The sequence below is a fragment of the Microbacterium sp. genome, from assembly GCF_017305435.1.
Classification (GTDB): Bacteria; Actinomycetota; Actinomycetes; order Actinomycetales; family Microbacteriaceae; genus Microbacterium.
This window is the reverse complement of the sequence record NZ_JAFKIP010000007.1, coordinates 252187-264900: the sequence shown is the minus strand read 5'-3', so window position 1 is coordinate 264900 and position 12714 is coordinate 252187. Positions and strand designations below refer to the sequence as shown.

Sequence of the window (12714 nt, the reverse complement as noted above, 5' to 3'; positions counted from 1 at the left end):
TCGCCCCGCGTCATGCCGCGGTGGATCCGTGCTCGTCGAGCAGCTGCGCCCACAACTGGGGGAACTCGGGCATGGTCTTCGCCGTCGTGCCGATGTCGTCGACTTCGACGCCGGGCACGCGCAGGCCGATCAGGGCGCCCGCCGTCGCGATCCGGTGATCGTGGTGGGCGCGCCAAAGGCCGCCGTGGAGCGGCACGGGAGTGACGCGGATGCCGTCGGGAAGCTCCTGCGCGTCGCCGCCGAGCGCCCGCAGGTTGTCGATGAGCGCCTGGATGCGGTCGGTCTCGTGCCCGCGGATGTGGCCGATGCCGTGGAGCGTCGTGGGAGCGTCCGCGAAGGCGGCGAGGGCGAACAGTGTCGGGGTGAGCTCGCTGGCCGCCGTGAGGTCGAGGTCGACGCCCGCGATCCGGCCCGTGCCGGTCACGGTGAGCGCGCCGCCGCGGCGGCCGGTCCGTGCGCCGAGGAGGGAGAGGATCTCCGGCAGCAGCGCTCCGGGCTGCGTCGAGGTCGCCGGCCAGCCGGGGATCGTGACGGACCCGCCGGTCAGCAGCGCCGCGGCGAGGAACGGGGCGGCGTTGGAGAGATCGGGCTCGATGGCGGCATCCCGCCCCCGCGGAACCCCGGCCGGAACGACCCACTCGTTCGGCGACGGGCGCTCCACCTGGATGCCCCGGCGGGCGAGCGTTTCGACCGTCATGTCGATGTGCGGAACCGAGGGGAGCCGCTCGCCCGAGTGGATGAGATGAAGACCCACGTCGAAGCGCGGCGCCGCCAGGAGCAGCCCCGAGACGAACTGGCTGGAGCCGCTCGCGTCGATCGTCACCTCGCCGCCGCGGATGTGGCCGCGGCCGCGAACCGTGAACGGCAGCGCCCAGTTGCCCCCGTCGTCGACGTCCGCCCCGATCGTGCGGAGCGCCTTGATCATCTCGCCCATCGGGCGGTGGAGGGCGCTCGCATGGGCCGTGATCGTCACGTCGCCCTCGGCAAGGCCCGCGAGCGGGGCGATGAAGCGCATGACGGTGCCCGCCTGGCCGCAGTCGATCGTGACATCGCCGCGGAAGGCCGCGGGCGGATTGATGTGCAGGTCGGTGCCGAACCGTCCGCTGCCGGGGATCTCCTCGATCTCGGCTCCCAGGGTGCGCAGCGCGTCGATCATCCGGGCGGAGTCGTCGGAGTGCAGCGGCGCCGTGAGCGTCGAGGGCGAATCGGCCAACGCGGCGAGCACGAGCTTGCGGTTCGTCAGCGACTTCGAGCCGGGCACCTCGATGGTGGCGAGGAGGGGGCTCTCGCCGACGGGCGCCGCCCACGGCGACGAGCCGGCTTCGGAAGAGGCCGACGGAGAGTGGGAATACCCGGATGCGGTCATCGGGTTCTACCCTAACGAACCGCTCCGACAGCCCCGAATCCGAGGACACCCATTGACATCGACGCTCTCCCCCGTTCTGGCGGAACCGCCGGACGTAGACTGGGCCGCGATGGAAGAGCAGGCGGCCGGGGCGCCGCAGACCCAGAACACTCCGGCGGCCACGGAACACGACCCGCGTGCGCAGTTCGAAGAGCAGGCCCTGCCGTTCATGGACCAGCTCTACGCCGCGGCGATGCGCATGACGCGCAACCCCGCGGACGCCGCCGACCTCGTGCAGGAGACCTTCGTCAAGGCCTTCGCGTCGTGGGCGTCGTTCACGCAGGGCACGAATCTCAAGGCGTGGCTGTACCGCATCCTCACCAACACGTACATCAACACGTACCGCAAGAAGCAGCGTGAGCCCTATCAGGGCACGATCGACGAGCTCGAGGACTGGCAGCTCGGCGGGGCGGAATCGACGACGGCGACCAGCGCCCGCTCGGCCGAGGCCGAGGCGATCGATCACATGCCGGCATCCGTCGTCAAAGACGCGCTGCAGTCGATCCCCGAGGACTTCCGCCTCGCGGTGTACCTCGCCGACGTCGAAGGCTTCGCGTATCAGGAGATCGCGGACATCATGAAGACCCCCATCGGCACGGTCATGAGCCGTCTGCATCGTGGCAGACGCTTGCTGCGTGATCTGCTGGCCGACTATGCGCGGGAGCGCGGCATCGATGTGCCGCAGCCCGCGACGGAATCGAGGAGCAGGAAATGAGCGACTGCGGCTGCGACAAGGCGCGCAAGGATCTGGAGGAGTACCTCCGCAACGAGGTCTGCAAGACGCAGCACTCCGACATCACCGAGCATCTGGCGAACTGCCCCGAGTGCCGCGACGAGGCTCTCGTCGCGACCACGCTGACGACGGTGATCGCGCGGGCGTGCAAGGAGACGGCACCCGAACAGCTGCGTGATCTCGTGCTCTCGCGCCTGCGCGCCGAACAGGCCACTCACCACTGAGCGGACGCCTCCGCCGCGTGCGGCTCACGCGAGGCTGAAGACCCGAAGTGCCCTCGGCGCGACGTCGATGCGCAGCGGCAGGGCTCCGAGCGGGTCGCCGTCCGCGTAGGCGGTGACCGACGGCGAGGACAGCCCGACCACGCGCACACGATAGGTCGACACCTGCGCGAGCGCCGTATGCGTGCCGCGGTACACGCGGGGGAGCAGCCGCAGCAGCTTCAGTCGCCCCGCCGGGCGCACGAGTGTCACGTCGAGCAGCCCGTCCTCGAGGTCGGCGTCGGGGCAGATCGGGATGCCTCCGCCGTAGCTGGGTCCGTTGCCGACCGTCGCCATCACGAGGTCGCCCCGGAGCCGCTCGGACCCGCCGTCCGCGAGCTCGAGCTCGATGTCGAACGGGATGCCGCGCAGGGTCAGGAACTCGATCAGGATCGCGATGTTGTACCGCATGTGACCGCGCGGCCAGCGCATGCGATTGGCACGGTCGTTGACCCTCGAATCGAATCCGCTCGCCAGCACCGTGCCGTACAGGACCGTCGACCCGTCGGTGCGCGTCACCCGGGCGAGATCGATCGTGCGGGTCGTGCCCGCGATCACGGCATCCGCTGCCGCGTCGGCGTCGAGGTCGCGAAGACCGAGCGCGTTCGCGAGATCGTTGCCGGTGCCGGAGGGCACGATGCCGAGGGGCACGTCGCCGCCCGCGAGGATCTGGATCGCGAGCGCGACGGTGCCGTCGCCGCCGGCGACGACGACGGCGTCGATGCCGAGATCGAGCGCCGCCCGCAGCAGCTCGGACGATTCGGTGGCGCTGCCGCCGGAGATCACGCTCACGCGGTGGCCCGCGGCGCGCAGCCTTTCGGCGGTGCGCATGGCGGCGCCCGTGTGGGCGCCCCCACGCGCGGCGGGATTCGTCAGGAGCGCGACATCCATGGCGTCCTCCTCGGTCGGCGGGAGCTCTCCTCGAGCAGCGTCGAGGTGCGATCAGGGCCCGGTCGTGGTTTCGGTGGCGGGCGGCGGCATGAGCACGCCCGGGTTCATGATGCCCTGCGGATCGAGTGTGCGCTTCACGCCACGCAGCACCTCGATGCCGAGCGCACCGATCTCGGCGGTCATTCCGCTGCGATGGTCACGCCCGACGGCGTGATGGTGCGTCGCCGTGCCCCCCGCGGCGGCGATCGCGCGGGAGGCCGCCGCCTTGGCATCCGCCCATTGCGCGAGCGGGTCGTCCGTGAGCGCGGCGACGACGGTGAAATAGAGCGAGGCGCCCGCGGGGTACACGTGCGAGATATGGCACATGACGATCGGCGCGGTGCCCCGTGCGCCGAGGGCGGCCTCGAGCGCCGTCGTCACTGCGGCCTTCAGGGCCTGGAGGGAGGACCAGACCGTCGCCGTCTCGAGCGTCTCGGCGAGGACCCCGATGTCCATCAGGCTGTCGCGCAGGACGGGTGCCGAGAAGCGGCCGCGCTCCCACGATCGGGCCGGATCCTCGCCGCGCGGCTTCGCGCCGTGCCGCACGAAGACCGCGTCGGTCTCGCCTCGGACCCGCTCGGCCTCGCGGGGGATGGACGCCTCGAAGGTCGCGACCGCGAGCGCACCCGTCATGCGCAGAAGGTGTCCGCCCATGACGGCGTTCACCCGCGTCTCGGATTCGTCGCTCAGCCGCAGCACGGTGGGGCGGATGCCGGCCTGTGTCAGTTCGCGCAACGCCGCGGCGCCCGAGGCGAAATCCGGGAACGTCCACGCCCCGTACGCCGTGTGCGCCGGGACGGGGCGCACCCGCACGGTCACTTCGGTGATGACGCCGAACGCCCCCTCCGACCCGAGGATCAGCTGACGGAGATCCGGCCCGGCGGCGCTTGCGGGGGCGATGCCGAGCGCGAGTGTGCCGGCCGGTGTCGCGACGCGCAGCGCATGCACGAGCTCGTCGAACCGCCCGTAGCCCCGCGAGGCCTGGCCGCTCGAGCGCGTCGCCGCGAAGCCGCCGAGGGACGCGTGCTCGAAGCTCTGCGGGAAGTGACCGAGCGTCAGACCGTGCCGCGCGAGCAGCTCTTCGGCCTGCGGTCCGCTCGTGCCCGCGCCGAACGTCGCGAGCAGGGAGACCTCGTCGAGAGCCAGCAGGGCGGCGGTGCGGGACAGGTCGAGGCTGACGACGGCACGGAACGGTCCGGCATCCGGCTCGAGGCCGCCGACGACGCTCGTGCCGCCGCCGAACGGCACGACTGCGATGCCGCGCGCCCCGCACACCGCGAGGACCGCCGCCACTTCGTCGTGGCTCTCGGGGCGCACGACCCCGTCGGGGGCGATCGCGGTGTCGTCGCGGCGTCGGCGCAGCAGATCGGGCGTGCTCTTGCCGCCGAGGTGGAGGACGCGGACGGCGTCCGACGTGTCGATCGCGGCCTCGCCGCGCGCCGCGGCGGCGAGAGCGGCCAGGTCGGCGTCGTCGAGTCGCGACGCGGACAAGACGACGGATGCCGGGTCGCGGCGCGGCACGGGACGCGGCGTGCCCTTCAGCAGCGTCTTCGCGATCGTCCGGGCGCCGCGGGGGAGGTGCGCGTCGCGCGTGCCGTCGCCCCAGAGGTCCCAGATCATGCTCGCCCCGGCGGCGGGTCGCTCCGGTAAGCGCGGGGTCGGCTCCGGCGGCGTCGGCGAAGAAGTCATGGCGACAGTATGACAGGCTGTGTACTTTTGTCACATGGAGAATGCGGAGTCCGACACAGCGACCGCGATCCTCGACGCGGCGCTCGCCGAGACGCTGGAGCACGGCATCCGGCGGACGAGCATCTCGGACATCGCGCGCCGCAGCGGCGTGTCGCGTCAGACGATCTACCGGTATTGGCCCGACGCACAGGCGCTGTTCGCGAGTCTCGTCACGCGGGAGGTCGTCGCGCAGGTCCCGGCGCACACACACGCCCCCGACCTCGAGGGGCTCGTCGCGATGCTCGTCGATGCCGCCGACCGCGTACGCGCGCTGCCGATCGTCGACCGACTGCGTGACACCGATCCGGAGCTGTTCGCCCGCTACATCCTGGAGCGCCTCGGCACGAGCCAGCGCCTCGTGCACGCGGCGCTCGCCGCGCACGTCCGCTCGGGTCAGGAGGCCGGGTTCGTCCGGCCCGGCCCGGTCGGCCCCCGCGCGGCGATGCTGCTGCTCGTGCTGCAGGCATCCGTGCAGTCGGCGCCCCTCGTCGAGGAGTGGATGGATGCCGATGGCTGGCGAATCGAGCTCGCCGCCGCCGTGCGGGGCTTGCTCGAGGTGCGCGGATGAGCCGCGTGCGCGGGCGGACCCCGGGCTCGACGGCACTGTATGCCGCGCGGCGCATACGCGAGATCGAGGAGGTCGCGGACGGCGCCGAGATCGACGTGCTCGTCGTCGGCGGCGGCATCACGGGCGCCGGCGTCGCGCTGGATGCCGCGTCGCGGGGCCTGCGCACCGTGCTCGTCGAACGGGGGGACCTCGCCTCGGGGACGAGCGCCTGGTCGTCGAAGCTCGTGCACGGCGGGCTGCGCTACCTCGCGTCGGGCCAGATCGGGATCGCCTGGGAGAGTGCCGCAGAACGGCACCTGCTCATGACGCGCATCGCGCCGCATCTGACCCGGCCGCTCGCGCAGGTGCTGCCGCTGCACGGTACCGATGCGCGCTCGCGCGGCGCATTCGTCGGCACCGGGTACGCGCTCGGCGATGCGCTCCGCCGCGGCGTCGGCACGCCGAGCGCGCTCCTGCCGGCGCCGTCGCGGCTGAGCGCCGCTGCCGTGCGGAACCTCGCACCCGCCGTCCGTGTCGACGGGCTGCACAGCGGCATCCGGGGCTGGGACGGCCAGCTGGTCGATGACGCTCGACTCGTCGTCGCGGTGGCACGCACGGCCGCCGGCTTCGGCGCGCGGATCCTCACGCGGGTCACCGCGCAGCGCCTGCGCGGTGACGGCGCGGAGCTCCGCGACGCCGTCACCGGCGCGACGTTCACGGTCCGTGCCCGCGCGGTCGTGAATGCGACGGGGGTGTGGGCGGGGTCCCTCACCGATGCGGTGGCGCTCGAACCCAGTCGCGGGACGCACCTCGTCGTCGACTCCGCACGGCTGGGCGGTGCGGATGTGTCGATCACGGCGCTCGTCCCGGGGTCGCGCAGCCGGTTCGTCTTCAGCGTGCCGGCGCTGCACGGGCGCAGCTACATCGGCCTCACTGATGTCGCGGCGGACGAGATCACCGACGACCCGCGCCCCGACGCCGCCGAGATCGACTTCCTCCTCGACACCATGAGCACCGTGCTCGCCGACCCGCTCACTCGGGCCGACGTGCGGGGCACCTTCTCGGGGCTTCGACCCCTCCTGCGGTCCGTGCACGCAGGCGGCGGGGAGACCGCCGACCTGTCGCGGCGGCACGCCGTCATCGAGGACGACCACGGCGTCCTCAGTGTCGTCGGGGGCAAACTGACGACCTATCGGCGCATGGCGCAGGACAGTGTGGATGCCGCCGTCCGCCGCCGCGCGCTGCCCACGGCCCGCCCCTCGCTGACGGCGGACCTGCCGCTCGTCGGAGCCTGGCCGCGCGAGCGCACGGGCGAGATCCGCGCGGCGGCACGTCTCGTGCGGCGCTACGGTGCCGAGGCATCCTTCGTCGCCGGACTCGGCGAGAGAGGGTCAGCCGCGGGGCCGTCCGCCGCGTGCGGGGTCACCCCGGCCGAGCTCGAATGGGGCGTGCGCGTCGAGGGCGCGTTGAGCGTCGCGGATCTGCTGCACCGGCGCACGCGCCTCGGACTCGTCGCGGCGGATGCCGAGGCATCCGCCGACGCCGCGCGCGACGCGTTCGCCCGCGCAGGGATCGATCCGGTCGCCGAGTGAGCGCCCGCCGCCGGAGACGAACTCCGCAGTATGCGACGAACTCCGCACGCGAACCGGTGTTCGGGTGCGGAGTTCGTCTGTTCCTGCGGAGTTCGTGGCGTGGCGCGCGCGGCCGGCGTCACACGGTCAGAGCGTGAGCGCCTTCTCCAGGATCGCGGCCTGCTCGCGAGCGTGCACCTTGGGCGAACCGGTCGCCGTCGAGGCGGCGGCGGCACGCGACACGCGACGGATCGTGCGTCCGTGCAGATGCTTGACGACCTCGAGGGCGATGAACGGCCACGCGCCCTGGTTCTCCGGCTCGTCCTGCACCCAGACCAGCTCCGCGTTCGGGTAGCTGTCGATCACTCGGTTGAGCTCGTCGATCGGCGCCGGGTACAGCTGCTCCACGCGGACGAGCGCGATCGCGGGGTTCGGGTTCTTCTCGAGCTCGGCGACGAGGTCCCAGTGGATCTTGCCCGAGTGCAGCAGCACGCGCTTCACGGCGCTCTTGTCGATGCCGCGCGCGTCGTCCAGCACGGGCTCGAAGCGGCCTGTCGTGAAGTCCTCGACGGGGCTGGTCGCACTTCGCAGACGCAGCATCGCCTTCGGCGTGAAGACGATCAGCGGCCGGCGCGGGCGCGCGTAGGCCTGCCGGCGCAGGAGGTGGAAATAGGATGCCGGCGTCGAGGGGCGCGCGACGATCATGTTGTCCTGTGCGCACATCTGCAGGTACCGCTCGATCCGCGCGGACGAGTGGTCCGGCCCCTGACCCTCGTAGCCGTGCGGCAGGAGCAGCACGACGGAGGACTGCTGGCCCCACTTCTGGTCGGCCGCCGAGATGTACTCGTCGATGACCGACTGGGCGCCGTTCGCGAAGTCGCCGAACTGCGCCTCCCACAGCGTGAGGGTGTCGGGCCGCTCGACGGAGTAGCCGTACTCGAACGCCATCGCCGCGTACTCGCTGAGCAGCGAGTCGTAGACGTAGAAGCGGCCCTGGTTCTCGCCCAGGTTCGCGAGCGGGAGCCATTCCTGACCGTTGGCGCGGTCGTGGAAGACGGCGTGACGCTGCACGAATGTGCCGCGGCGCGCGTCCTGCCCGGCGAGGCGCACGTTCGTGCCTTCCATGAGGAGCGACCCGAAGGCGAGCAGCTCGCCGAACGCCCAGTCGACGTTGCCGTTGCGGCTCATGTCGAGGCGCTTGTCGAGCAGCTGCTGGAGCTTCTGGTGCACCGTGAAGCCCTCGGGCTTGTTCACGAAGGCGTCGCCGACCTGGTTCACGACCGCGACGGCGACACCGGTCGTCTCCGGTTCGCCGACCGCCTGGTCGATCTCACCCGAAACGGGGGACACGATGCCGGTCGCGCCGGTCTCCGCCGCATGCGTCTCGGCGAACGCGATCTCGAGGCGGTTTTGGAAGTCCGCCTTCGCGTTCTCGTACTCCTCCTCGGTGATGTCGCCGCGACCGACGAGCGACTCGGTGTACAGGCGACGCACGGAGCGCTTCGCCTCGATGAGGTTCGTCATGAGGGGCTGCGTCATCGACGGGTCGTCGCCCTCGTTGTGACCGCGGCGACGGTAGCAGACGAGGTCGATCACGACGTCGCGGTTGAACTCCTGGCGGTAGGCCACGGCGAGCTCTGCGACCCGGACGACGGCCTCGGGGTCGTCGCCGTTCACGTGCAGGATCGGCGCCTGGATGGTCTTCGCGACATCCGTCGCGTAGATGGAGGTCCGGCCGTCCTGGGGGAGCGTCGTGAAACCGACCTGGTTGTTGACGACGACGTGCACCGTGCCGCCCGTGCGGTAGCCGCGCAGCTGCGACATCTGCAGGGTCTCGACGACCACGCCCTGACCGGCGAAGGCCGCGTCGCCGTGCACGAGGATCGGCAGCCACGAGAACGACCCGATCGGCTTCCGGTCCTGCTTGGCGCGCACGATGCCTTCCAGCACGCCGTCGACCGTCTCGAGGTGCGACGGGTTGGCTGCGAGATAGACGGGCAGCTCCGCGCCGGCATCCGAGACGAACGTGCCCTCCGTGCCGAGGTGGTACTTGACGTCGCCCGACCCCGACTTGGAGCCGATCGCGACCGACCCCTCGAACTCGCGGAAGATCTGGCTGTACGTCTTCCCGGCGATGTTGGTGAGCACGTTGAGCCGGCCGCGGTGGGCCATGCCGATCGCGGCGCCGTCGAGCGCTCCGCGCGCGGCGCCCTGCAGGATCTCGTCGAGGAGCGGGATGAGCGACTCGCCACCCTCGAGCGAGAAGCGCTTCTGGCCGACGTACTTCGTCTGCAGGAACGTCTCGAACGCCTCGGCCTGGTTGAGCTTGTCGAGCACCCGCAGTTGCTCGTCGTGGCTGGGCTTCTGGTACTTGACCTCGACGTTCTCCTGGAACCACGTGCGCTGAGCCGGGTCCTGGATGTGCATGTACTCGACGCCGATCGTGCGGCAGTACGAGTCGCGCAGGACGCCCAGGACGTCCCGCAGCTTCATCGTGCGCTTGCCGCCGAAGCCGCCCGTCACGAACTCGCGGTCGAGGTCCCAGAAGGTGAGCCCATGGCTCTCGATCTCGAGGTCGGGGTGCGTCCGCTGCACGTACTCGAGGGGATCGATGTCGGCCATCAGGTGGCCGCGCACGCGGTAGGAGTTGATGAGCTCCTGCACGCGCGCCTGCTTGTCGACGCGCTCGGCGAGGTCGACGTTGATGTCGTTCGACCAGTGGATCGGCGCATACGGGATGCGCAGGGCCGCGAAGATCCCCTCGTAGAAGCCGCGCTGGCCGATGAGCAGCTCGTGCACGATCTTCAGGAACTCACCGGATCCGGCGCCCTGGATGACGCGGTGGTCGTAGGTCGAGGTCAGTGTGATGGTCTTGCCGATGCCGAGCTCGACGAGAGTCCTCTCGCTCGACCCCTGGAACTCGGCGGGGTACTCGAGGGCGCCGGCGCCGACGATGCAGCCCTGGCCCTTCATGAGGCGAGGCACCGAGTGCACCGTGCCGATGCCGCCCGGGTTCGTGAGCGAGACCGTCGTGCCCTGGAAGTCGGCGGCGGTCAGCTTGTTGCCGCGGGCGCGCTTGACGAGGTCCTCGTAGGACGCGAGGTACTCGGTGAACGTGAGCGACTCGGCCTGCTTGATCGAGGGCACCATGAGCGCGCGGGTGCCGTCGGGCTTCGGGAGGTCGATCGCGATGCCGAGGTTGATGTGCGCGGGTGCGACGACGGACGGCTTGCCGTCGACCTCGGCGTAGGAGACGTTCTGGCTGGGGAAGGCCTTGAGCGCCTGGATGAGCGCCCAGCCGATGAGGTGGGTGAAGCTGATCTTGCCGCCGCGCGTGCGCGACATGTGGTTGTTGATCACGATCCGGTTGTCGATCATGAGCTTCGCGGGGACCGTGCGGACGCTGGTCGCGGTCGGCACCGTGAGCGATTCGTCCATGTTCGCCGCGAGCGTCTTCGGCATGCCGCGCAGCGGCGTGACGACGTCCTCGCGGGCCTCGGCGAGGGTGCCGGGCTGCGCCTTGGGCGCCTCGGCGGGCACGGGCTGCGGGGCCGCCGGGCGCGTCGTCGTGCGGGCGACCGGCTGTGCGCCGATGACCGGGACGGGTGCGGTGACCGGGCGGGGTTCCGCCGTCGCCGCGGGCGATGCGGCGGGGTGGGAGGTCGCGGGTGCAGCGGGCGCAGCGGGGGTGGATGCCGCGGGCGCGGCGGCCCCGGTATCCTGCTGCGTCTTCTCGTAGGCCTCCAGCACCGGCCACCAGGACTCGTCGACGGAGCCGCGATCCTTGACGAATTGGTCGTACATCTCGGCGACGAGCCACTCGTTGGCCCCGAAATCGCCGTCGTTCGAAGTTCCCACGCCGGTCACCTGACTGGACACGGTTAGCGCCTGCTTTCGTCGATGAAGATCAGTTGGTGCCGACCGCGGACGGGCCGTATGCACACTGCCATCAAGGGTATCCCATGCATGTGAGTGGGTACCGTAGACCTATGCACTTCTCCGGCGCTCAGCCCACGGTCGATCTGACCTATTCCGACGTCTTCCTCGTGCCGCGCCGCTCGGCGATCACGAGTCGGCTCGACGTCGACCTGTCGCCGGGCGACGGTTCCACCGCGACGATTCCGCTCGTGGCATCCAACATGAACTCCGTGACCGGTCCGCGGCTGGCCGCCGCGCTCGCGCGCCGCGGCGGCCTCGGCGTGCTGCCGCAGGACATGCCGCTGCAGGACATCGACGCCGCCATCCGCTGGGTCAAGGAGCAGCCCGTCCCGTGGGACACGCCGCTCGTGCTGCCCGCCTCCGCGACGGTCGCCGACGCGGCGGCGCTCGTGCCCGCCACCGAGGGGCACGGCATCGTCGTCGTGCGCGGCGATGCGCAGCGCGCCGCCGTGCGCGTGCACGTGGACGACATCCTGGGCGTCGTGCCGGCCGCGCGCCTGGGTACGGCGCTCCCCGACGCCCAGCTCGGCGACCTCGCCCGCGGGCGCACTCCGTCGATCGACGCCGACGACGTCGAGAGTGCGCGGCACGCGTTCGACCTCATCGTCGCGGCGGAGGCCGAGACGATGTGCGTCCTGCACCACGGCTATCTCGTCGGCACCCTCTCGCGGCGCACCGCGCTGCGCTCGACCCTCTACCGCCCGGCCGTCGACGCGGACGGCCGACTCATCGTCGCCGCCGCCGTGGGCATCAACGGCGACGTCGCCGCGAAGGCTCGCGCCCTCGCGGCGGCGGGTGTCGACGTGCTCGTCGTCGACACCGCGCACGGCCACCAGGAGGGGATGCTGCGGGCGCTGCAGACCGTGGCAGGCCTCGGACTCGGCATCCCCATCGCGGCCGGCAACATCGTCACCGGCGAGGGGGCGCGCGACCTCGTGAACGCGGGCGCGTCGATCCTCAAGGTCGGTGTCGGGCCCGGCGCGATGTGCACGACCCGCATGATGACCGCCGTCGGGCGCCCGCAGTTCTCCGCGGTGCTCGAGACGGCGCAGGCGGCCGCCGAGCTCGGCGCGCACGTGTGGGCCGACGGCGGGGTGCGCTACCCGCGCGACGTCGCGCTCGCGCTCGCCGCCGGCGCGGCATCCGTCATGATCGGGTCCTGGTTCGCGGGCACGATCGAGGCGCCCGGGCAGCTGCAGGCCGACGACGGCGGACGTGTGTACAAGGAATCGTGGGGCATGGCCTCGACGAAGGCCGTGCACGGCCGGTTCGGGCGGCTCGACCCGTACGAGCGTGCGCGCAAGGAGCTGTTCGCCGAGGGCATCTCGTCGTCGAAGATCTACCTCGATCCCCTGCGCCCGTCGGTCGAGGACCTCGTCGACATGATCACGTCGGGGGTGCGCTCCTCGTTCACGTATGCCGGGGCATCCACCGTCGCGGAGTTCCACGAGCGCGCGACCGTCGGCCTGCAGTCGGCCGCGGGCTACGAAGAGGGCAAGGCGCTCCCCGTCAGCTGGTAGCCGCGCGGGGTTACGCTGTGTCGCGCTCGTCGGGCGACACTTTCCTGCTGCGGCGGCAGAGAACTGCACCCCGGCATTGCG

General features: G+C 71.5%; 9 protein-coding genes. 5 read left to right on the top strand and 4 right to left on the bottom strand.

What is annotated here, in order from left to right:
• Window positions 1-10: 10 nt before the first annotated feature.
• A complete protein-coding gene (gene aroA / locus J0I43_RS14125; protein WP_292865165.1) occupies window positions 11-1366 on the bottom strand; it encodes a 3-phosphoshikimate 1-carboxyvinyltransferase in 1356 nt (451 codons plus the stop codon).
• 109 nt (window positions 1367-1475) lie between these two features.
• Here aroA and J0I43_RS14120 point away from each other — a divergent pair, with 109 nt between their 5' ends.
• Window positions 1476-2120 carry a sigma-70 family RNA polymerase sigma factor gene (locus J0I43_RS14120; RefSeq protein ID WP_292865162.1) on the top strand — a complete coding sequence of 215 codons (645 nt, stop codon included), beginning with the start codon at window positions 1476-1478 and terminating at the stop codon, window positions 2118-2120.
• Window positions 2117-2362, top strand: coding sequence for a zf-HC2 domain-containing protein (locus J0I43_RS14115; RefSeq protein WP_292865159.1), 246 nt, complete (start codon window positions 2117-2119; stop codon window positions 2360-2362). The genes J0I43_RS14120 and J0I43_RS14115 overlap by 4 nt, the downstream gene beginning before the upstream one ends.
• Window positions 2363-2386: 24 nt before the next feature.
• Here J0I43_RS14115 and J0I43_RS14110 read toward each other — a convergent pair whose 3' ends face one another.
• Window positions 2387-3289 carry a diacylglycerol kinase gene (locus J0I43_RS14110; RefSeq protein ID WP_292865156.1) on the bottom strand — a complete coding sequence of 301 codons (903 nt, stop codon included), beginning with the start codon at window positions 3287-3289 and terminating at the stop codon, window positions 2387-2389.
• A gap of 51 nt (window positions 3290-3340) precedes the next feature.
• On the bottom strand, window positions 3341-5017 hold the full coding sequence (locus J0I43_RS14105; RefSeq protein ID WP_292865153.1) for an FAD-binding oxidoreductase: 1677 nt from the start codon (window positions 5015-5017) through the stop codon (window positions 3341-3343).
• Between the two features lie 34 nt (window positions 5018-5051).
• On the opposite strand from J0I43_RS14105, the gene J0I43_RS14100 reads away from it, so the two are divergent.
• Together J0I43_RS14100 and J0I43_RS14095 are read left to right on the top strand one after the other, a co-directional pair.
• A complete protein-coding gene (locus J0I43_RS14100; protein WP_292865150.1) occupies window positions 5052-5624 on the top strand; it encodes a TetR/AcrR family transcriptional regulator in 573 nt (190 codons plus the stop codon).
• Complete coding sequence (locus J0I43_RS14095; protein WP_292865147.1) at window positions 5621-7195, top strand: glycerol-3-phosphate dehydrogenase/oxidase; 1575 nt, start codon at window positions 5621-5623, stop codon at window positions 7193-7195. Before J0I43_RS14100 ends, J0I43_RS14095 begins: the two co-directional genes overlap by 4 nt.
• 126 nt (window positions 7196-7321) lie before the next feature.
• Here J0I43_RS14095 and J0I43_RS14090 read toward each other — a convergent pair whose 3' ends face one another.
• Window positions 7322-11053 (bottom strand): multifunctional oxoglutarate decarboxylase/oxoglutarate dehydrogenase thiamine pyrophosphate-binding subunit/dihydrolipoyllysine-residue succinyltransferase subunit, encoded by a 3732-nt coding sequence (locus J0I43_RS14090; protein WP_292865144.1) that lies wholly within the window; start codon window positions 11051-11053, stop codon window positions 7322-7324.
• A gap of 110 nt (window positions 11054-11163) precedes the next feature.
• Between J0I43_RS14090 and J0I43_RS14085 the strand changes: the two genes are divergently transcribed.
• Window positions 11164-12633, top strand: coding sequence for a GuaB1 family IMP dehydrogenase-related protein (locus tag J0I43_RS14085; protein ID WP_292865141.1), 1470 nt, complete (start codon window positions 11164-11166; stop codon window positions 12631-12633).
• Window positions 12634-12714 lie beyond the last annotated feature (81 nt).